Below are 21134 nucleotides of genomic sequence, written 5' to 3' on the forward strand. Positions count from 1 at the left end.
CGATAACCGGGAATCAGGCGTAAATCATCCCCGGTGGCAAGTGCCACTTCCGCTTCGCGCCGTTCGTATTCCAATCGGTAGCGGCTGAACGGTTCTCCCTGTGCGTCTCGTTTATAACGCCCCGGGTAATCGTATTTTTCGTAAATATTGACCGCACTTTCGCCGAGTACGCTAGTTTGCTGCAGGGCATGCCGGTGTTCTTGAGAGTAAGTCGGGTGGGTGAAGGTGTAATCGCGTAGGGTTTGGCGGTTGGTGCCAAGTTTGGCCTGATATGCCCAGTGCCATAAAGCGGCTTCGGGGCGTTCACCGGCAGGGGTGGGGTTATAAAGCAATGTGCCTTTTTCTGGGGCCAATGCGCTATGGTTGCTGAAATGGAGGGTGTGGCCGTCTTCAGTATGCGAAAAATAGTAGTAAGTCCCTTCTTCCGCCGCCAGTCGTTCGATAAAGGCTAAATCCGTTTCCCGGTATTGTACGCAGTATTCCCGTTGCCAATAGCTGTCACTTAAATGAAATTCGACTTGGTTGATATGATTCTTTGAAAGGAGCTGACGCAGGATTTTTTCGCTGTCTTGTTGTTGGAAGATTTTGTTGTCCGATTGATAGGAGGCCCGCACCAAATCCGGCTCGATGACCATGTTATAGCGGGTGCGGGAAAAACCGCTTTCGCCCTGTACCAACTGCGTCACAACCCCGTTAACATAACGCACCGGCTCAATACCTTGCCAGAAAGTCAGTGTGGCCCTGTTGTCCAAAATCTCAGAGAACGACGGTGACGAGTCAAAACTGGCTAATTCCAATTCCAGACGAAAAAGTTGAGAAAGTCCTTCTTTTAATACAAAACTGACGACATCGAATTCGGTAGCGCCGTTCACTTTTAAACTATAGCGGTAGTCGGATTGTTGGGACATTGTATTTTCTTATTTAAGTTCAGTTATTCATAAATTTTTCCAAGTATACATACTCTTTTCGGTGAAAATCCGGACCTCTGCGGACATTTAATTTTTATATTAAAACAGTCAGAAAGTCTAGGTTTTCACGCTTATTGAGCATTCATGATCGCCTCAATATCTGCAATTTCTTTCGGGCAGCCGCTGGTCAGGTTTTTATTGCCATATTCGGTGATCAATAAGTTATCCTCAATTCGTACACCAATGCCTTTGTATTGTTCAGGTACATCCGCATCACTTGCAATATATAGCCCCGGTTCTAATGTGAGCACCATACCAATTTCAAGGGGGCGATCTCGTTCCGTACCGTAATTGCCGACATCATGCACGTCCAGCCCCAGCCAATGTCCTAAACCATGCATATAAAATTGGCGATAAGCTTTTTCAGCAATCAATTGCTCCACATCGCCATTTAAAATGCCCAATCGAACCAAGCCTTCCGTTAATACCTGCACTGCCTTTTCGTTAGCGACTTTGATTGAACTTTGCGGAACCAACCATTTAGTCGCCTCTTTCATTGCATCCAGCACGAGCTGGTAAATTTCGCGTTGCGGCTCGGAAAATTTACCGTTAATCGGAAAAGTACGAGTAATATCACCCGCATAGTGAGCAAACTCCGCCCCTGCGTCAATCAGTAATAAATCGCCGTCTTTTAGGACCTGATCATTTTCGTTATAGTGCAAAATACATGCATTGTCACCGCTAGCCACAATTGAATTATAGGCAGGGAATCTCGCCCCAAAACGGGTAAACTCATGCTGAATTTCACCTTCAATTTCCAGTTCATAACGGTTTGGGCGAGTTTGCTTCATTGCACGAATATGCGCTAAGCCCGAAATATGGCAGGCTTGCTGAATCAAGGCGATTTCGGCAGTCGATTTAATCAAACGCATTTCCGATAACATCGGCTGCCAGTCAATCACTTCTGCAAACTGCTCCGCTACCACGTTATCACCCCATGTTTGCAAACCTTTTGCATAATAACAAGCGGTTAAATTTTGTGTTTTTTCTGCAAAAATACGAGCAATATCCTCAATATCGAACGCCAAATCAACATTCAAGGTTTCGGGCGCTTTTTCCGTTCCCAAGCGGCGGCCGTTCCACGTCTCCATCAGCGGATCTTTTTCGCGCATAAAGATCATACTTTCATTTTTACCCTCTTTTTTAATCAGCAATAATGCTGATTTGGGCTCGGCAAAACCGGTTAAATACCAGAAATAGCTATCCGGACGGAATAAATAATCGCAGTCACTATTACGGCGTTTCTCCGTTTCGGTAAATACCACCAACGCAGAGTTATCCTGCATTTGCTCAAACACGCGATTTCTACGTTCAATAAATTCTTCTCTCGGCAATTTGGCTAGATAGGTAAGATCCATAGTATTCTCCTCTTCAAATGTCCGATTATTCTAACACAAGCAAGCGGTCTGGTTTATTTCAAATTTTATGAAGAAGCTAAAAAAAGTCAGTTTAATTTAAAATACTATCGTAAATTAAACTGACTTTTGGGTGCTTTCTTAATATTTATAAGAAGAGTAAATCTCGCGACTGACCATAAAGTTCTGCCACTTGATAATACCGAGCCATAACGTAATTTCCATTAAAAAAACTTAGGGGTTTAATACTTGTAAAAAATAATTCAGTAAGTAAACTATATACTCTCTTTTTAACATTACTATTTTATTAAGGATTTTTATGCAAGATATTGAAATGATTTTTGGTCTCTTTCAGAAATACTCAAATATAGTTTATTATTTTTTCACTCCATTTATAATATTATTAGTTATTTTTTATTATAAACATCGTGCTAAATCAGCATTTTCTATTATACATAGGATACTTATATTTATAATAGGAAAAGATAGAGTTAATAACGATAAAGAATCTTTGATCAATGATATAATAGAAATTGAAAAATTTAATTTTTATTATAAAACTAATGCGTTAAGCTTAAGGCATAAGCAGGAATTTGAAAGTTGGGTAAGAAAATACGAATTAGATTACAGATTACTATCTAAACTTAAAGAAAATTTTGATATTGAACAACTGAATATTCTTAATATACCAAGCAAAATAAAATTGTTAATTACAATAATAGGATTTAGTATTACTTTTATATGTTTCCTATCTTTTCTACCTATATTAATCAATTTATCCATTGGAAATTTTGCTTTGTTAGAGTTTAAAGACAGCGGAGAAATCTATTGGGTAAGCCATGATGAGGCAAGAAAGTTTAGTTACTCTGACATATTCTATATTTCTAATAATCACAAAAATGAAATAACACCTTATAATTGTGAAGAAAATAAAATAGAAATTAGCATACATTCAAATAATCTAAAAACGCTCTGTGGTTTATTTTTTAATAAAGAAGATAAAGAATTTTTAGATAAGATATTAAGAGAGCAACATATATTCTTTCGTTATTTTATGTTTATATTAACAATTGCTTTATATCTTTTTATTAATTATATATTTAGATTAGCTAATACTAGAGATGCTTACAATATGATAAAAAGAAAAGTTAAATAAAATGTAGAAGATCAAATCTAATCTGACAGTCTGCCATTTAAAACCAAGGTACTGTCAGACTAATTTGAGCTTAACTTATTTCCGACCAAAGGCAAACTTTATAACAGCTTGCTAGATGTTTTCACCCACTCGTTCTTTTATATTCGGTATGTGGCAATTTTAATTAAGTAAGGCTTCGACACCTTCATTTTCAACGGCCTGTTGATAGCGATAGAAGGTATGCGGCTCATTTCCATTACTTTAGCTTGTGAAATATTGTCAAGTTCTTCCGGTAAATTTAATAAACTGATCTCGTGTTTAATCAAAGATTGTTAGAATAAAACATGAGGGTTTCCTTTTTTGTTTAGATTGAATTTCAACACTCATATTCTAAACGGGAAAACTCTCATTTTTTATCATGTAATGGTTTAATCCCCTACAATATTTCAAATACTGTTTTTGATAAACTTTCCCAGAAGACACGCGGCAGATACCCAGTGCGAACGGACGTTGGTCTATCAATCACCGATGCAGTTTGAATTGGAGTAGCCAGTCTTTAATTTGTTGCAGGAACTTGAAGTATTATACCTATTCAACTTTTGGGGGCAGATCACTTTTCTCTCTCCTCTAACCTTGTTCTCCAATTGATAATCAATAGCTATTTTATGTAACATTTTCATCTAAAAATAATCTGCAACTCATATTGAAATTTGCCGATTTATAGTAGAAAATCACCACTAATTATAGGCTTATTTTATTGTTGTAAATTTAGAAGGCATTATGTGTCAGTTATTAGGAATGAATTGTAATACCCCGACGGATATTGTGTTTTCTTTTGAAGGATTCCGCCGCCGTGCGGGGCTGACCGATACCCACACCGACGGGTTCGGAATTGCATTTTTTGAAGGCAAAGGCGTGCGAGTGTTCCGCGACGATAAACCGGGGCATTCGTCAATCATTGCCGATGCGGTAAAACAATATCACATCAAATCATTAAATGTGATAGCCCATATCCGCAAAGCCACCCAAGGCGATGTGAATATCGAGAATACCCATCCGTTTATTCGCGAAATCTGGGGCGAAAACTGGGTGTTTGCTCACAATGGCAACCTAAAAACCCTGCCCGATATGAGCGAATGTTTTTGTCAGCCTATTGGTTCGACAGATTCCGAAGCAGCGTTTTGTTATATTGCAGAACAACTTAAAAATCGTTTCCGTAAAAAACCGACGGAAGAACAACTCTTTGAAACCATTCGTGAAATCACTACGGACTTAGCCAATCGTGGTACCTTTAACTTTATTTTATCCAACGGTGAATGGATGATTGCACACTGCTCAACCAATTTGCATTATCTCACCCGCCAAGCTCCTTTTGGTAAAGCTCAACGCATTGATGACGACGGAGTGATCGATTTCAGCAACTATGCGAAAGACGGCGATAAAGTCACCATTATTTCCACCTTTCCGCTCACAAAAAACGAGCAATGGACCAAAATGGAACACGGCGGTTTCGTATTCTTTAAAGACGGCGTGAAGGTGCGTGAAATCGTGGGCGTGGCAAAAGCAGTGGAAAATGACGGCACATTAGGCGAGGCTGCTTATACTAATTGTAGTCAGGCATTAGCGGCATAATATTTTATTTTCATTAATTTCCTCTATATAATAGCGGCTTATCTGTTTAAGCCGCTATTTTTATGATGAACAAAAACCTAAAACTCGCACTCGGCACAGTGTTGCTGATTTTTATTTTGATAGCATTAAGTTTTCTTATGCTGCAAGGCTCGGGGCTTTACCCTATTCCCGGTCCGCGTGATATTTTACTGCTTGCGATTTTAATCGCCATTTTGTCATCATCTAAAAAAGCCTTCTATTGGCTGTTATTACCCGTAGCGTTACTCAATGCTTTATACACACCGGTAGGATTAAATTTCGGCAAACCAAGCTATTCTTATATTATGTCGCTATTCGCCACCGATGCGATGGAAAGCAAAGAATTTCTGCAACAAATTCCTTTCACTAGCTATTTATCTGCCGTTGCGATTCCGATTTTATTGATTTTATTTAGAAAAATCAGCGAAAAGTGCGGTGTGTTTTTATATAAAAATAAGCTGTTTCTCTGCCTTGCCATTGTGTTCGCAATGTGGGATCTTGCCCCGATGAAATTTATTCAAACCGGGTATAAAGCCAGCGTGGAAGTGGGCACCGAGCTTGATCGGCTCAACAGCTTTAAAATTAATTCGGAATGGGGGCTTTCCGCACTCTCTCACAGCAAATACGATGATTACGTGCTGATTATCGGCGAAAGCGCCCGCAAAGATTATCATCATGCTTATGGTTATCCGGTGAAAAACACACCGTTTATGGACAATGCTAAAGGCGAATTGGTGGACGGTTTCACATCGGCAGGTACAAATACGGTCAGTTCTCTGCATTTAATGCTCACAAAACCGGATACGCAAAACTGGCAGCCGAACTACAACTTAAACGTGGTGGATTTGGTGAAATCCGCCGGAATCCAAACCTATTGGCTGTCAAATCAAGGCGCTTTCGGCGAATATGACACACCGGTTTCGGTGATTGCCAACCAAAGTCAATACCGTGTATTTTTGAAAATCGGTGGCTACGCGTCTAACAATAAAAGCGATATGGAATTATTGCCGGAATTGCAAAAAGTATTGCATAACAATGAATTGGAAAAACGCTTTATTGTGTTGCATTTATACGGTTCGCATCCGATGGCTTGTGATCGATTGAAATCCGACAATTACCCGACTATTTTTGATGAAAATCAATTAGATATCAAACATCATTATATCAACTGCTATATTTCATCCATTAAGAAAACCGATGATTTACTGGCTACGGTTTATGCCATGTTGAAAGAAAATCAAGAAAAAACCGGCAGAACCTTCTCAATGCTGTATTTTTCCGATCACGGAATGGCACATAATTACGAAGGCAAAAGCATTATCATTAATAACAGCTATTTCAGTAAGTTGCATTTTGATGTGCCGTTATTTAAGATTTCATCGGATGATAATCGGCAAAAAATCCACCGCACTTTAAATCCGGTTTGAATTTCACTGACGACATTGCCCGTTGGATCGGCATTGAAAACCCGAAACTGAATCACCAAGCGGATTTATTTAACGGCAAAAATGATCCCGATGATTATGGTTTAAAAGAAAAAATCGAAGGCTTTACCCACCCGATCGATCCTGCGATAGATATTACGCCGACACCTTAAAAATAATAAAAGTACAAAAAAGTGCGGTCTGAAATTAAAAAATTTTCAGACCGCACTTATTTTTTCGTCAGCTTAAATTATTTCGCTAAGCCTTTTGCCAAACGTTCTGCGGCAAAATCCCAGTTTACTACGTTCCAGAATTCTTTGATGTAGTCCGGACGGCGGTTTTGAAATTTCAAGTAGTACGCATGTTCCCAAACGTCTAAACCGATAATCGGGAAACCTTCGCAGCCGGCAATCGCTTTCCCCATTAACGGGGAATCTTGGTTAGCGGTAGAAACAACGACTAATTTACCTTCTTCGGTTAAAATTAACCATGCCCAACCGGAACCGAAACGGGTTGTTGCCGCTTTTTCAAATTCTGCTTTAAAAGCCTCTACCGAACCGAAATCACGTTCAATTAAGGCTTTTAATTCGCCTTGTAATTCAGTGCCTTTTTTCAAACCTTTCCAGAATAAAGTATGATTTGCATGACCGCCTACATTGTTGCGTAATACGGTTAATTTATCTGCAGGCACTTTATCTAATTGTTTCAATAACTTACCTGGGCAACCTGTCGCTAATTCAGCTAACTCAGGTAATGTTTCTAATGCGGCATTTGCATTATTCACATAAGCTTGGTGGTGTTTGCTGTGGTGGATTTCCATGGTTTGTGCATCGAAATGCGGTTCTAACGCATCATAAGCGTAGCCTAATTCAGGTAATTGATACGCCATTTTTATGTCCTCTCGTTATTTAAAAAATTAACATTATCTTAACAAATTCTTGATTAAGATCAAGGAATAATTAGGATATACCAATCGGTATTCCCTATTATTCCTATATGATTTTACCTTGAATTAGGCTTTCACTGCCGCTACTGCAATCATGTTAATGATACGACGCACAGACGCCACCGGAGTCAACACGTGAGCCGGTTTATCCACACCCATTAAGATCGGACCGATCGTAATCGGCGTTTCAACACCTTGCAACAAGTTCAAGCTGATACGGGCCACTTCCATATTCGGCATAATCAACAAGTTTGCCGCACCTTTTAACGGGCTATCCGGCATCATTTGTTTACGGTTTTCTTCCGATAACGCCACATCTGCGTGCATTTCGCCGTCGATAATCAAATCCGGCGCTTTGGCTTTCACAAGCGCTAAAACTTTACGCATTTTCACCGCACTTTCATCTTCCCAAGTGCCGTAATTGGAATGAGAAATCAACGCCACTTGCGCTTCGATACCGAAACGACGCACTTCTTCTGCCGCGGATAAAGTAATATCTGCCAATTCTTCCGCTGTCGGATTCAAGTTCACAAAGGTATCGGCAATAAACAAGTTGCCTTGTTTTAATACTAGGCCGTTTACCGTTGCTAAAGTGGAATGACCGGCTTTTGCACCAATTACTTTGCGGATCACTTTTAAATGCGAACCGTAAGTGCCCATTAAACCGCACAACATCGCATCCACTTTTCCTAAACGCAGTAATGTTGCTCCGATAACTGTCGGATTAGTACGCATATCACGTTGAGCAGACACCGGGGTTACGCCGTTGCGTTTGCCGAGCTTGTAATATTCTTCCCAACATTCCTGATGAAACTCATTGTGTTCTACATCAATAATTTCATAATCCGTGCCGGCTTTAATTTGCAAGCCGAGTGATTTTGCCCGTTGCTCGATAACCGCCGGACGGCCGATCAATACCGGTTTGGCAATACCTAAAGACACCACTTCTTGTACCGCGTGCAATACGCGTGGCTCTTCACCGTCGGTTAATAACACACGTTTTGGATTTTCTTTCGCCTGTTCAAAGACAGGTTTCATAAACAAACTGGTTTTGTACACAAATTGAGAAAGCTGTTCGATATAAGCATTAAAATCCAAAATCGGACGTTGTGCCACACCAGAGTCCATTGCCGCTTTCGCCACTGCCGGTGCAATACGTACGATCAGACGCGGGTCGAACGGTTTTGGAATCACATAATCCGGACCAAAAGTCACTTCTGTATCGCCATAAGCAGAGGACACCACATCACTTTGTTCCGCAAGAGCCAGATCCGCAATAGCACGCACAGCCGCCATTTTCATTTCTTCATTAATCGTGGTTGCCCCCACATCTAAAGCACCGCGGAAAATGAACGGAAAGCAAAGCACGTTGTTTACTTGATTCGGATAATCGGAACGACCTGTACACACGATGGCATCCGGACGTACGGCTTTCGCTTCCGGTGGGGTGATTTCAGGATTTGGATTGGCTAAGGCTAAAATCAACGGACTTGGCCCCATGGTACGCACCATATCTTGCGTTAAGGCACCCGCCGCAGAACAGCCTAAGAAAATATCTGCTCCCTCGATAGCATCGGCTAATTTACGTTGACCGTTGTCATCGATGGCATATAATTTTTTGGTTTCGTCCATACGATTATCACGATTTTTATAAATCACACCTTTCGAGTCACAAACGGTGATATTTTCCCGTTTCATTCCCAAGCTAACCAATAAATTCAAGCAAGCAATCGCCGCAGCTCCCGCACCGGAGGCGACTAAACGTACGTTTTCAATCTGTTTGCCCACAATGCGTAAACCATTTAACACCGCCGCCGCACTAATAATCGCCGTGCCGTGTTGGTCATCGTGGAACACAGGAATATTCATGCGTTCGCGTAGTTTTTGTTCAATATAGAAACATTCCGGTGCTTTAATATCTTCAAGGTTGATACCGCCGAAAGTCGGTTCAAGTGCGGCGACAATTTCCACAAACTTTTCAGGATCCAATTCGTTTACTTCAATATCAAAAACGTCAACACCTGCGAATTTTTTGAATAACACCCCTTTTCCTTCCATTACCGGTTTACCCGCTAATGCACCGATGTTACCCAGACCCAATACCGCAGTGCCGTTTGAGATCACGGCAACCAAGTTTCCGCGTGCGGTATATTTATAAGAATCTTGCGGATTGGTTTGAATGGCTAAACAAGGCTCGGCTACGCCGGGAGAGTAAGCTAGAGCAAGATCACGTTGAGTGGCTAATGATTTGGTTGGTGTTACTTCGATTTTACCCGGTTTTGGAAATTCATGAAAATCCAAAGCGGCTTGATGCAATTTATCGTCCATAAAGAAATCCTCTTTATTTTTGTTAGTGAATGAGCTTTAAATTGAATTACAATATTGCGAATTTACGATAAAATCAACAATCAATTAGAATTATTTTTCAGAACATTTAAAAATTGATTATGCGATTAGACAAATTTTTAGCGGAAAGCACCGGTTTAACCCGCTCGCAAGCAACAAAATTATTACGCCAAAGTGCGGTAACAATTAACGGAAAAATTGAAAAATCCGGTGCAGTGAAAATTACCCCCAATGATGAAATTTATTGCGACAATGAGCGGTTAAGCTGGTTGAGCGAAGGGCAGTATATCATGCTGAACAAACCGCAAGGCTATGTTTGTTCTAATGATGACAGCGATTATCCGACGATTTATCAATTCTTTGATTATCCGTTGTCCGGCAGATTGCACAGTGCGGGAAGATTGGATGTGGACACTACAGGACTCGTATTATTAACCGATGACGGACAGTGGTCGCATCGTGTCACTTCGCCAAAGCATCATTGCGAGAAAACCTATTTGGTAACCTTAGCCGATCCGGTGGAAGCAAATTACCAAAGTGCGGTGGAAAACGGCATTTTATTGCGGGGTGAAAAACTCCCGACTAAGCCCGCTACAATGGAAATATTGGACGATTATAATGTCAATCTCACCATCAGCGAGGGGCGTTATCATCAGGTGAAACGGATGTTTGCAGCGTTGGGGAATAAAGTCGTTGCATTGCATCGCTGGAAAATCGGCGATATTGTACTGGACGAAAACTTGGCTGAAGGTGAATATCGTAATTTAACTGCGGATGAAATCGCTCAGTTTTAAGGAAAAAGAAATGGCAATGAATAAATGTCCCGAATGTAATAAAAAAGTGAGCGAAAGTGCCGTACAATGTCCGAATTGCGGGTTTTCTTTTGATGAAAAAACAGCAGAAAAATACAGACGAGCCATAGAAAACCGACGAATCCGCAATCAGGAAATCAATCGTAAAAGTGCTAAATTGCAACTTATTTGGTTTGTCATTTTTGCTGTGATTATCAGTGCAGTAATGATTTGGAACAGTTAAAAAAAGACGATAAAAAAACCTAGGGTAACCCTAGGTTTTTATATTTTTAGACTAATTCCAGCGGAATTTTCACCACTAATTTTTTCAATGTCACCGCTTGACCATTTACATTACAGCACGGTTTATGGGATTCATAAGGCAAAAACACCACAAATTGTTTTGGTTTCAATGTGAGTGTATTTTTATTTTTTAATACTGTGGTTAAGGTAAGTTGATAATCGTCTTTCTCATCATATTCCGTATAGTCCGTCATATCTGGAAATTCCAAATTGTAATCCATGGACTCTTCGCCGGAAATCAATACCTGCACATCAATATATTGACGGTGAAATTCGGATTTACGCACTTCTGCAGGTTCCGTTGTCAGCTCCATTACATTCATATAAATTTGATCGGTCAGATCGTGACGACCTGTTTCTAATGCCGCCAAATCCATGATTTTCAACTTTTCGCACATATCCACAATCACTTGAGGCAAGCCACGTGCATAATCATCTCGGGTTAAATCACCTAAAAACATCTCTTCATTCCTTTTGTTTATTGTTTACATTGGTTATCAAGTCTTATTGTTCCGTCGGCATTTCGGAAGGTTGAACCGCCGGCTCGGATTCGGTAGGTTGTGGTTGTTCGATTTCATTAGGATCTTTACCGTTTATCAGTATCTTGCCGCCCTGCATTGTTATATGTAAACGATAATTTTCATCTTTCAATGCAAAGCCATCATTACGTTTTAATCCTTTTAACCATAACCAAAAATTTGAGGTCGTTTCTACTTCACTATCTTCAGCATCATTCGCCACTAATTTAGCCGGAATAGCCACTGAAAAATCGAATTCTTTCGCCTCCCATTTAGCGGCTAACATATCTTTCACATTTTTTTCCACCATAGGCAGCTTACCGCTGAATGTTGCATTAATCTTGCTTGCGCGCGAGGCTTTCGGGTACGTATCAATTTCGCTGCTGATTGTGGAATTATTGATTGTAAATATCAGGGCAGCCAAATTGTCATTCAACCATTTTTGTGCGGTTTTCGCTGATAAGTTATGTCCACATAAAGTCGCATAAGCACTTTGCGTGCATAAATATAAAATTTGTAACGACAAAGAAGGTTCCGCTTCCAACGGTAGCGTTAATGCAAGCTCATTAAATGCCACGTTTTCTTTACTCAATGCAACTTGAGCTGCATTGAGTGCAATATTATTGTAAATTTTATTCTCTTGCGATAAATTTTCAAAAATCGTTACTTGCAAATCTTTTACTAGAATATCGGAAAGTTCCAATTGTGCGACACTAAACTTACTGTCTGTTGTCGGTTTATAATTTTTTGCAAAGGCTTCAAACGCTTTAATAAATTTGACATTATCTTTATCTTTTTCCGGAGAAGTTAAGGTGTCTGCAAACTGTTCAGGAAAATAATCCTGAATTAAGACCGCACTTTCCGCCAAATTAAGCTGTTCGGATTTACTGTTAAGTGCCAACTTTTGTAATTGCAGCAATGTCTCGTCGCCTTTATTCGCAACCGCCGAGCTAACATTTGCGGAAAACTCAACATTCGCTGATTGTGCATTCTCTTGAGAAAAATTCACTGCGAAATCACTGCTGCCGACATTCAGCCGATTGGTATCGCGTTGCACGGACAAGGCTTCAAATTTGGTTGTAAACTGCCATTTTTTGTTGTCCAACAAATAATCCAATCCGGCGGTCAATGCTTTTTTAAAGCTAGGGGTTTCTTGATTTAATTTGATTAATTCATCATGAAAAGTCACATCGCGTGAAATGCCTTGCTGCTGTGAATTAATGGCAAAGTTATCAATATTAATTTCTTTGTTATCTGCCAAAACGTTAATTTTTTCACTTTTGACGAATACGTTCAGATCATATTCGTTATCATTAAAACTTTTTTCTAATTGATAATTTAATTTATTAATTTTGTAATGATTATTTTCACCGTCTTTAATATCCACGGAAGCCGCATTCATATCGGCTTTCACCAAATCATAGCTATGATTTCCGAGCGGCTGCAACGTGTAACGGCCTTTCACATCATGAAACTTGGTCACCGCATCATAATTAAAACCGGAAAGTGCGGCCTCAATTTCAATAAAATGTGTTTTTGCGATAAAATTCAAATCGGTGGTTAATGATTGAGTATTATTGGTAATATCGCGAAATTGCGTTTCCATGGTCGATTGCATGTAATCTCCTACCACGGAAAATTGGCTTTTAATCACATTCTGATCAATCGTCACATTAAGTTTTTTATTCAAATCACGCACGACGGAAGCGGTCAACTCTGAACGGGCAACGGCGGCAAAAGGGAAAGAAGTCAAATGGGTGGAAATGATCTCGGTTTTATTATTTTCATCGGTACCAAGACTAAAAACCAAATCGCGAGTAAATAAGTCTTTATCTACTTGTTCTACATAAATAGCAAAATCATCAGTAAAATGATAAGGAAACTGTGCTAAAGTTTGATCAATTTTATGATTAGTATAAAATTGTGCTCCAGTGGCTAACACTAACGTGATCACCGATAAATTTGTCATTATTTTTGCTTTTCTATTCATAGAGTTAATATCTCTTGACGAATTTTATTGTTAGTTGTCAGAAAGTATAACGAATATCCGATTTATGATCTAATGGTTTTTAGAACTAGTAGCCTAATTATTGAATTTCAGTTACACTTTTTACCCTTAAAAGTAAATTTTTGCTCGTCCATTGGGACATTTATTGTTCTCCAATAGAAAGATGAATAAAATCAAAAAAGTGAGTAACAAATACCGACCTTACACATAAAAACCGGTGAAATAATATATGAATGATTCCGCACTGATTGACCAATTTTTAATGGAATTATGGATTGAAAAAGGCTTATCGGAGAATACCATTGCCTCTTATCGTTTGGATTTGACCGCATTGAGCCAGTGGTTGAACGAACAACCAAACGATTTGTTAAATTGTGACAGTATTGATCTGCAAAGTTTCCTTGGCGAACGCTTGGCGAAAGGTTATAAAGCCACCAGCTCCGCCCGAATGTTAAGTGCGGTACGAAAATTATTTCAATATTTATATCGGGAAAAATACCGAGCGGATGATCCCAGTGCGGTATTGACTTCGCCAAAGCTGCCAAGCCGCTTGCCCAAATATTTAACCGAACAGCAAGTCAGTGATTTATTAAACACGCCAAGCACGGATATCGCTTTGGAATTACGCGATAAAGCAATGCTGGAACTGCTTTATGCCACAGGGTTGCGGGTAACCGAGCTCGTTTCGCTGACGATGGATAATATCAGCTTGAATCAAGGCATTGTCAGAGTGATCGGCAAAGGCAACAAAGAACGCCTAGTGCCTATGGGTGAAGAAGCAGTTTATTGGATCAACGAATTTGTGTCCTACGGACGTAGCGAATTATTAAACGGACAAAGTTCCGATGTGTTATTTCCAAGCCGTCGTGCGATGCAAATGACCCGCCAAACGTTTTGGCACAGAATTAAGCATTACGCTATCTTGGCAGAAATCGATACCAACAGCCTATCACCCCACGTGCTACGCCATGCTTTTGCAACACATTTAGTCAATCACGGTGCCGATTTGCGTGTGGTGCAAATGCTGCTTGGCCACAGTGATCTTTCCACTACTCAAATTTATACTCATGTAGCCAAAGAACGCTTAAAACGACTACACGAACGATTCCACCCAAGAGGGTAAAAATAACATTAAGGAATAATCTCATGATTACAAACGAAGAAATTCTACAAAATTTTACATCGCGTAAAACTGAATTAGCCCAATCGGCAGAAATTACACTGCTCGGCCATTCTCTATTCGATTTTTGGCGACAAGATAAGAATTACCCTGCAATGCTAAACGGCAAAAGCTTTAACAACTGGGGATTTGCCGGTATTACCGCCAAACAATATATTGAAGTAATCCTAAATGCCAACATGATCAAACAGTTAGGAAAAGACGTTTTCATTTTTCTCGGTGTTAATGACATCGTCAAAGAACCTGATTACAGCCCGCAAAAATTAGTCGAATGGTTAAATGAAATCTTAACAAAATTACAAAAAATTGCACCGCACTCTCGTTATTATTTACTGGAAGCGACGCCCGTGCGGGATCGTGATACGCTGGAAAACGAACCTATTATTGAACAAAATAATTACATTCGCTCACACTTGCCAAAAGGCATAACATTCATTCCGACTTGGCAAAATTTTATTGATAATTCCGGAAAATTAGACCGCACTTTAACCACAGACGGGTTGCATTTTAGTGAGGCGGGATATCAGGTATTGAAAAAAATTTTGCTTCAATATCTTTAAAAAAGCAAACGGGCAGCCAATAACCGCTACCCGTTTTTTATCAATCAAAAACGACGGCTTCCGCTAAAACCTTACCCGCCAAATCTTTAGCCGATAAGCCCGGTTCCCCTTGCAACGGCCATTCAATGCCGACAGTAGGATCATTCCAAATTAAAGAATGTTCCGCTTTAGGATTATAGTAATCCGTACATTTATATGTGAATTCCGCCGTATCAGTTAACACATAAAAACCGTGTGCAAATCCTTCCGGCACCCATAGTTGACGTTTATTTTCAGCGGACAAAAGCTCGCCGACCCATTGACCAAAAGTCGGAGAATTTTTCCGCATATCCACAGCCACATCAAACACCGCACCTTGTACTACCCGCACTAATTTACCCTGTGTATTTTCTGTTTGATAGTGCAAACCGCGTAATACGCCTTTTGTGGATTTAGAATGATTTTCCTGTACAAATTCACGTTCTGCTACATTTTCTCTAAACCAATTATCACGAAAGGTTTCCATAAAAAATCCGCGATCATCACCAAATACCATTGGTTCTAATAGTTTTACAGCAGGGATTTTTGTATCGATAATTTTCATTTTTTATACCGCTCTTTTAACTATACGCTTTAATATTTTTCAACGCCTTTTGCCAATCACTCGCTTTAATGCCAAAAGTGCGGTCAATTTTATCCAAATTTAAACGTGAATTCGCCGGACGTTTGGCCGACGTCGGATAATCACGGCTGGCAATACAATTAAGTTGCGGAATTTTCGCAATCACACCTTGTGCTTCCGCTTCTGCAAAAATCGCTTTGGCAAATTCAAACCAGCTCACATAAGGCTGCCCGGTGTAGTGATAAATGCCATATTCCACGGGTTTACCCGTCACAATTTGGTTTGCAATATAAATCAATGTTGCCGCAATATCCCCTGCATAAGTTGGCCCACCGAATTGATCGCCGACAATGCCTAATGTGTCACGCACTTTAGCTAAACGCAGCATAGTTTTGACAAAATTATTACCATGCTCGCCGAATACCCAAGCAGTACGCAAAACAATAGATTTAGGATTAGCCTGCTGCACCGCTATTTCGCCCGCCAATTTTGTACGACCGTACACGCCTTGCGGATCAACCGAATCACTTTCTTTATATTCTCCCACACCTTGACCGTCAAACACATAATCCGTGGAAATATGTAAAATCGCCGCACCGACTAAATCGGCTGCTTCGGCTAAATACTTCGCACCGTTAACATTAACGGCTTCGGCCATTTGCACTTCGCTTTCCGCTCGATCCACTGCCGTATATGCTGCCGCATTAATAATCACATCCGGCTGGAAAGCATTAACGGCTTTGATAACTGCAGGACGATTTGTGATATCCAATTGCTCACTGCTTACGGCTAAAATCTCGGCTTTACCGGCAAGCTGTTCGACTAAACTCGTCCCCACTTGCCCTCGGCTACCGGTAATTAAAATTTTTGCCATTATTTTGCCCCTTCAACCAGACGAAGCAAATACTGACCATATTCATTTTTGCTCAGCGATTTGGCCAATTTCACTACTCGTGCTTTGCTCAACCAACCGTTACGCCAAGCAATTTCTTCCAAGCAAGCGACTTGCAAACCTTGAATATTTTGGATGGTGCGAACAAACGCCGCCGCTTCATGCAAACTTTCATGGGTTCCCGTATCAAGCCATGCAAAACCACGACCTAATAATTGTACATTCAACGAACCGTCTTTAAGATACATTTCATTTAATGCGGTAATTTCCAATTCGCCGCGGGCAGACGGTTTTACTTGTTTGGCAAATTCTACCACCCGATTATCATAAAAATATAAACCGGTCACCGCCCAATCAGATTTTGGTTGTATCGGTTTTTCTTCAATAGAAAGTGCGGTGAAATTTTCATCAAATTCGACCACACCAAAACGCTCGGGATCTTTGACTTGATAACCGAACACCGTCGCACCGGTTTGACGATTAACGGCATTTTTCAACATTTGAGTAAAGTGCTGACCATAAAATAAATTATCACCCAATACCAAAGCACAACTTTCGCCATTAATAAATTCTTCACCGATTAAAAATGCCTGAGCCAAACCGTCCGGACTCGGTTGCACGGCATAACTGAGTTGAATACCAAAATCCGAACCGTCTCCAAGCAAGCGTTTAAAGCTCTCGTTATCTTCCGGCGTAGTGATAATTAAAATTTCACAAATCCCCGCCAACATCAAGGTTGAAAGCGGATAATAAATCATCGGTTTATCGTAAACCGGTAGTAACTGCTTTGACACACCGCGGGTTATCGGATAAAGCCGTGTGCCAGAACCACCGGCGAGAATAATACCTTTCATTATGTTCTATATCCTATTTATTTCTAATAAAGATTTTAATTCTGCAAGTTCGCTGGTAAAGGCCTGATGATCAAATAACTGACTTTTCATCTTATTTAAATGATAAGACTTCTCTACCAGAGCAAAACGATATGGTGATAGCTTATTAAGATGTTCTAGAAAATTATTAAATTTAGTTTCTAAATTTTGTAAAGCTTTTAGGGGAGTATTAATATTAGCTCCTTTCCATACAGCTTCTTGATGATAAAGATTATTTCTAAAACGTAATACGTCTTTCATGCGTGTGAATAAATTTAAATTAGTTGAAAACCGTCCCTCAAATAAATCCTCAAAAATATTAGCCCAAAATTGATAATTTGGATTTTTTTGTTTATCTTGTTCAAGTAGATAAACCCAAAATCCAAACGTTAAATGGGAAATAATGTCATTATGATTAGGCGGATTAACTTTATTTGAAATATCTTGAGCGATTGGTTCCGGCAATCCTTTTTTAAGAGCTTTTTGCCTTGCTTTAGTAATTGTTTTTTGGAGTTTATTAGAATAATTTAACTGAACATCACTAAGTGCTTTTTGTAATTGTTTTTGCCCTTCTTTACTTAAATACATAAGCATATGATTTTTAAAAAAATCATATAAATCTGTTGTAGGGCTAGATAAACTATTTTTAAGCCATATCTCAATCTTAGAACTCAATTCATTTCTAAATGCAATTTCAATTTCCTGAATAATCGTAAAATAAAGAGCCGAACGGTGTTGTAATGCAGTGTATACGCAAATAGCCTCTAACTTGTCACCTTTACATAAGAGCATATAGGGAGACAAACGGCTTTCTGAAATACACTGAATATTATTAATCATTCTGCACCTTTATAAAATTATTTACATTTTTTATATCTAGAACTTACCAAATTGTGTTTTTTTAATATATAATGTTGTCACTAGCCAGATGAAAATCTTCTTGGTCTCGAGAGTATCTACTCTTTGTTATAGTATGATGATACAAATGACAGTCTATGGCTGTCATTTGTTTTTTTATACCTATAAATTCGCCCCTAAGCGTTCCAAACTATAAGAACCATCCAACACGCGATTCCACCATGTTTTATTATTCAGATACCATTCCACAGTTTTACGAATTCCTGACTCAAAGGTTTCTTTCGGCTTCCAACCGAGTTCACGGCTTATTTTTGCCGCATCAATGGCATAACGCACATCATGTCCCGGACGATCGGTAACATAAGTGATCAAATCTTCGTATTTGGCTACGCCTGCCGGTTTATTTGGCACTAACTCTTCCAATAATCCGCAGATAGTTTTGACTACTTCAATATTGGCTTTTTCATTGTGACCGCCGATATTATAGGTTTCGCCTATTTCACCTTCGGTAACCACTTTGTACAATGCACGGGCATGATCTTCCACAAATAGCCAATCCCGAATCTGCATACCATTGCCATACACAGGTAATTTCTTGCCGTCTAAAGCATTTAGAATTATTAAGGGAATGAGTTTTTCCGGAAAATGGAACGGACCATAATTATTTGAACAGTTGGTGACGATAGTCGGGAATCCATAAGTACGCAACCACGCACGCACTAAATGATCACTTGATGCCTTTGAAGCGGAATAAGGGCTACTTGGTGCATAAGGTGTCGTTTCCGTAAATAAATCATCCGAACTTTCCAAATCACCATACACTTCATCAGTGGAAATATGATGGAAACGGAATGCCGATTTTTTTATTTCATCTAAACTATTCCAGTAGCGACGAGCCGCTTCCAACAGACAATATGTACCGACAATATTGGTCTCAATAAACGCTGCCGGACCATCAATAGAACGATCTACATGACTTTCTGCCGCCAAATGCATCACTGCATCAGGTTGATGTTGGGCAAACACACGATTAAGTTCCGCATGATCGCAAATATCCACTTGCTCAAAGGCATAACGAGCGTTGTCAGCAACAGATTCAAGTGATTCTAAATTACCCGCATAGGTGAGCTTATCAACGTTTACTACGCTGTCTTGTGTATTATTGATGATGTGGCGAACAACTGCCGAACCGATAAAGCCTGCACCGCCGGTTACAAGAATTTTCATATAAACCTACTTTAAAATATAATATCCCGATTATTCTAACGGCATATTATACAACTGCAAAATTTTTTAGTACGCACCATCACGCTTAAGAACAACATTAACTGTTTTAAATAGAATAACGATATCGTTCCATACTGACCAGTTTTTGACATACCAAGAATCAAAATAAACCCGGGTTTCATAATCGACATCATTACGACCGCTGACTTGCCATAATCCAGTCATCCCAGGTTTTGCCATTAAATAGTAATCCACATCTTCCTCATAACGCTCAAGTTCGTCTTTAACTATCGGGCGAGGGCCGACTAAACTCATTTCTCCCTTAAGAACATTAAATAACTGAGGGAGTTCATCCAAACTGGTTTTACGTAGAAAACGTCCAATTTTTGTAATTCTTGGGTCATTTTTTAGCTTAAAGTCTTTTTCCCATTCGGCACGAGCTTCCGGATCTTTAGCTAATAATTTTTCCAATATTTCTTTTGAATTCATTACCATAGAGCGAAACTTTAAACATTTAAACTCTTTATTATTACGACCAATACGAGGATGTCCATAAATAGCATTACCACCATCTTTCGATACTAAATAATAAAGCGTTAACAGCACCGGAGAAAGCAAAGTAATAATAGCCAGAGAACCAAATATATCCATAGTGCGTTTTAAAAAACGTGAAGAACGCTTAGCTAAGTTATTATTTATACGCAACAAAATAACTTCATGGCTAAATAAGAATGCCATATCAGTACTATATAAAGGCAAACCTCGCAAGCTTGGAACCACAGAGACAGAAGGGCATTGATGGGTTGCAAAATATCGCAACCAATTATTACATTCTTCCGATTGAGAATCTTCCAATGCGATTGTAAATTGTGTATCTCTTCCAACAATAGATAATAAATCTTGAAACTGTGGATCGATAATCGAAATACCTAAATGTTTAACAGTATTTTCTCCGCCTTGATGAACAAAATACTTAATATTAAACCCTAAATACTTTTCATCACTGATTGCTTGATAAGCCTCTAATGCATTTTTGCCTGAACCAATAATAACAAGATCTTTAGCAAATAACCCATTTTTGATAATAAACTGTTTAGTAAGAACTCTAAAAAGTGGCACAAAAATGACCGCACTTACCCAAATAAATCCCCAAAGGTAACGAGAAAAATAGAGTTTAGAAAAAGCAACAATAGCAAGCTCAATTACTGCAAAAATAATAAGTGTGCGTATTACCTCTTTCAATTCAAACCAAAATGGTTTGCGATATGAATAGTGGCGTAAGCGAATCCAAAACCAAGCTACACAAATCACGGAAAGTGTTAAATGAATAAATAACCAACCATTCACTTGCTGACTAGGTAAATAATTAGTTAGATCATTAGGTAAAAGATTTAGCATTAATAAAGACAATGCGAACGATAGACTGATACTTAACAAGTCCATGCTTGCTAAAATTAATTTGCCGTAAAATTCATTCTTTTTCATTTTGTAAATACCCTA

Annotated in this window: 18 protein-coding genes and 2 pseudogenes; 7 read left to right on the forward strand and 13 right to left on the reverse strand. The window is 39.3% G+C overall.

All coding sequences use genetic code 11. The annotated features are described in order from the left end of the window. Both EDC44_RS05085 and pepP read right to left on the reverse strand, forming a co-directional pair. The coding region (locus EDC44_RS05085) for a type VI secretion system Vgr family protein (protein WP_131976038.1) at positions 1-908 on the reverse strand (908 nt) is incomplete at its 3' end. A 131-nt stretch (positions 909-1039) separates the two neighbouring features. Next, positions 1040-2326, reverse strand: a complete 1287-nt coding sequence (pepP, locus tag EDC44_RS05090; RefSeq protein WP_131976040.1) for a Xaa-Pro aminopeptidase — start codon at positions 2324-2326, stop codon at positions 1040-1042. 316 nt (positions 2327-2642) lie between these two features. Between pepP and EDC44_RS05095 the strand changes: the two genes are divergently transcribed. Then, the gene (locus EDC44_RS05095; RefSeq protein WP_131976042.1) at positions 2643-3479 is read left to right on the forward strand and encodes a DUF6216 family protein; all 837 of its coding nucleotides are present in this window, start codon (positions 2643-2645) and stop codon (positions 3477-3479) included. Between the two features lie 114 nt (positions 3480-3593). Here EDC44_RS05095 and EDC44_RS05100 read toward each other — a convergent pair. Then, a pseudogene (locus tag EDC44_RS05100) lies at positions 3594-3804 on the reverse strand (helix-turn-helix domain-containing protein); the annotation flags it as partial. A gap of 434 nt (positions 3805-4238) precedes the next feature. Between EDC44_RS05100 and EDC44_RS05105 the strand changes: the two are divergent. Both EDC44_RS05105 and EDC44_RS05110 read left to right on the forward strand, forming a co-directional pair. Then, positions 4239-5090, forward strand: a complete 852-nt coding sequence (locus tag EDC44_RS05105; protein ID WP_131976044.1) for a class II glutamine amidotransferase — start codon at positions 4239-4241, stop codon at positions 5088-5090. A 62-nt stretch (positions 5091-5152) separates the two neighbouring features. After that, positions 5153-6705 (forward strand): annotated as a pseudogene (locus EDC44_RS05110) (phosphoethanolamine transferase). Between the two features lie 77 nt (positions 6706-6782). Here the strand turns inward: EDC44_RS05110 and sodA are convergent. Next, positions 6783-7421 carry a superoxide dismutase [Mn] gene (gene sodA, locus EDC44_RS05115; RefSeq protein WP_131976046.1) on the reverse strand — a complete coding sequence of 213 codons (639 nt, stop codon included), beginning with the start codon at positions 7419-7421 and terminating at the stop codon, positions 6783-6785. Between the two features lie 123 nt (positions 7422-7544). Then, positions 7545-9806: an NADP-dependent malic enzyme gene (locus EDC44_RS05120; RefSeq protein ID WP_131976048.1), complete on the reverse strand. Its 2262-nt coding sequence runs from the start codon at positions 9804-9806 to the stop codon at positions 7545-7547. Positions 9807-9925: 119 nt separating this feature from the next. Between EDC44_RS05120 and rsuA the strand changes: the two genes are divergently transcribed. Together rsuA and EDC44_RS05130 are read left to right on the forward strand one after the other, a co-directional pair. Then, positions 9926-10618: a 16S rRNA pseudouridine(516) synthase RsuA gene (rsuA, locus tag EDC44_RS05125; RefSeq protein WP_131976050.1), complete on the forward strand. Its 693-nt coding sequence runs from the start codon at positions 9926-9928 to the stop codon at positions 10616-10618. A 10-nt stretch (positions 10619-10628) separates the two neighbouring features. After that, the gene (locus EDC44_RS05130; RefSeq protein ID WP_131976052.1) at positions 10629-10859 is read left to right on the forward strand and encodes a zinc ribbon domain-containing protein; all 231 of its coding nucleotides are present in this window, start codon (positions 10629-10631) and stop codon (positions 10857-10859) included. A gap of 46 nt (positions 10860-10905) precedes the next feature. Here EDC44_RS05130 and nanQ read toward each other — a convergent pair whose 3' ends face one another. Continuing rightward, positions 10906-11379, reverse strand: coding sequence for an N-acetylneuraminate anomerase (nanQ, locus tag EDC44_RS05135; RefSeq protein WP_131976054.1), 474 nt, complete (start codon positions 11377-11379; stop codon positions 10906-10908). Between the two features lie 43 nt (positions 11380-11422). After that, entirely contained in the window at positions 11423-13405 is a 1983-nt protein-coding gene (locus EDC44_RS05140) for a YdgA family protein (protein WP_131976057.1), read from the reverse strand. Between the two features lie 268 nt (positions 13406-13673). Here EDC44_RS05140 and xerD point away from each other — a divergent pair, with 268 nt between their 5' ends. Continuing rightward, positions 13674-14567: a site-specific tyrosine recombinase XerD gene (gene xerD / locus EDC44_RS05145; protein ID WP_131976059.1), complete on the forward strand. Its 894-nt coding sequence runs from the start codon at positions 13674-13676 to the stop codon at positions 14565-14567. A 23-nt stretch (positions 14568-14590) separates the two neighbouring features. Continuing rightward, positions 14591-15184, forward strand: a complete 594-nt coding sequence (locus tag EDC44_RS05150; RefSeq protein ID WP_131976061.1) for a GDSL-type esterase/lipase family protein — start codon at positions 14591-14593, stop codon at positions 15182-15184. Positions 15185-15224: 40 nt separating this feature from the next. Here EDC44_RS05150 and rfbC read toward each other — a convergent pair whose 3' ends face one another. The 6 genes from rfbC to wbaP all read right to left on the reverse strand — a co-directional run bounded on the left by rfbC (position 15225) and on the right by wbaP (position 21119). Next, positions 15225-15767, reverse strand: a complete 543-nt coding sequence (gene rfbC / locus EDC44_RS05155) for a dTDP-4-dehydrorhamnose 3,5-epimerase (RefSeq protein ID WP_131976063.1) — start codon at positions 15765-15767, stop codon at positions 15225-15227. A gap of 16 nt (positions 15768-15783) precedes the next feature. Continuing rightward, on the reverse strand, positions 15784-16659 hold the full coding sequence (gene rfbD, locus EDC44_RS05160; RefSeq protein ID WP_131976065.1) for a dTDP-4-dehydrorhamnose reductase: 876 nt from the start codon (positions 16657-16659) through the stop codon (positions 15784-15786). Beyond that, the gene (gene rfbA / locus EDC44_RS05165; protein WP_131976067.1) at positions 16659-17531 is read right to left on the reverse strand and encodes a glucose-1-phosphate thymidylyltransferase RfbA; all 873 of its coding nucleotides are present in this window, start codon (positions 17529-17531) and stop codon (positions 16659-16661) included. The genes rfbD and rfbA overlap by 1 nt, the downstream gene beginning before the upstream one ends. 6 nt (positions 17532-17537) lie before the next feature. Next, on the reverse strand, positions 17538-18389 hold the full coding sequence (locus EDC44_RS05170) for an Abi family protein (RefSeq protein ID WP_131976069.1): 852 nt from the start codon (positions 18387-18389) through the stop codon (positions 17538-17540). A gap of 180 nt (positions 18390-18569) precedes the next feature. Beyond that, positions 18570-19634 (reverse strand): dTDP-glucose 4,6-dehydratase, encoded by a 1065-nt coding sequence (rffG, locus tag EDC44_RS05175; RefSeq protein ID WP_131976071.1) that lies wholly within the window; start codon positions 19632-19634, stop codon positions 18570-18572. A 66-nt stretch (positions 19635-19700) separates the two neighbouring features. Next, positions 19701-21119: an undecaprenyl-phosphate galactose phosphotransferase WbaP gene (wbaP, locus tag EDC44_RS05180; RefSeq protein ID WP_131976073.1), complete on the reverse strand. Its 1419-nt coding sequence runs from the start codon at positions 21117-21119 to the stop codon at positions 19701-19703. Positions 21120-21134: the final 15 nt, after the last annotated feature.

The organism is Cricetibacter osteomyelitidis (assembly GCF_004340985.1).
Classification (GTDB): Bacteria; Pseudomonadota; Gammaproteobacteria; order Enterobacterales; family Pasteurellaceae; genus Cricetibacter; species Cricetibacter osteomyelitidis.

Bases quoted from the DNA above. Each gene is read 5' to 3' on its own strand.
- pepP (WP_131976040.1), bottom strand. From the start codon at position 2,326: ATGGATCTTACCTATCTAGCCAAATTGCCGAGAGAAGAATTTATTGAA.
- EDC44_RS05095 (WP_131976042.1), top strand. From the start codon at position 2,643: ATGCAAGATATTGAAATGATTTTTGGTCTCTTTCAGAAATACTCAAAT.
- EDC44_RS05105 (WP_131976044.1), top strand. From the start codon at position 4,239: ATGTGTCAGTTATTAGGAATGAATTGTAATACCCCGACGGATATTGTG.
- sodA (WP_131976046.1), bottom strand. From the start codon at position 7,421: ATGGCGTATCAATTACCTGAATTAGGCTACGCTTATGATGCGTTAGAA.
- EDC44_RS05120 (WP_131976048.1), bottom strand. From the start codon at position 9,806: ATGGACGATAAATTGCATCAAGCCGCTTTGGATTTTCATGAATTTCCA.
- rsuA (WP_131976050.1), top strand. From the start codon at position 9,926: ATGCGATTAGACAAATTTTTAGCGGAAAGCACCGGTTTAACCCGCTCG.
- EDC44_RS05130 (WP_131976052.1), top strand. From the start codon at position 10,629: ATGGCAATGAATAAATGTCCCGAATGTAATAAAAAAGTGAGCGAAAGT.
- nanQ (WP_131976054.1), bottom strand. From the start codon at position 11,379: ATGTTTTTAGGTGATTTAACCCGAGATGATTATGCACGTGGCTTGCCT.
- EDC44_RS05140 (WP_131976057.1), bottom strand. From the start codon at position 13,405: ATGACAAATTTATCGGTGATCACGTTAGTGTTAGCCACTGGAGCACAA.
- xerD (WP_131976059.1), top strand. From the start codon at position 13,674: ATGAATGATTCCGCACTGATTGACCAATTTTTAATGGAATTATGGATT.
- EDC44_RS05150 (WP_131976061.1), top strand. From the start codon at position 14,591: ATGATTACAAACGAAGAAATTCTACAAAATTTTACATCGCGTAAAACT.
- rfbC (WP_131976063.1), bottom strand. From the start codon at position 15,767: ATGAAAATTATCGATACAAAAATCCCTGCTGTAAAACTATTAGAACCA.
- rfbD (WP_131976065.1), bottom strand. From the start codon at position 16,659: ATGGCAAAAATTTTAATTACCGGTAGCCGAGGGCAAGTGGGGACGAGT.
- rfbA (WP_131976067.1), bottom strand. From the start codon at position 17,531: ATGAAAGGTATTATTCTCGCCGGTGGTTCTGGCACACGGCTTTATCCG.
- EDC44_RS05170 (WP_131976069.1), bottom strand. From the start codon at position 18,389: ATGATTAATAATATTCAGTGTATTTCAGAAAGCCGTTTGTCTCCCTAT.
- rffG (WP_131976071.1), bottom strand. From the start codon at position 19,634: ATGAAAATTCTTGTAACCGGCGGTGCAGGCTTTATCGGTTCGGCAGTT.
- wbaP (WP_131976073.1), bottom strand. From the start codon at position 21,119: ATGAAAAAGAATGAATTTTACGGCAAATTAATTTTAGCAAGCATGGAC.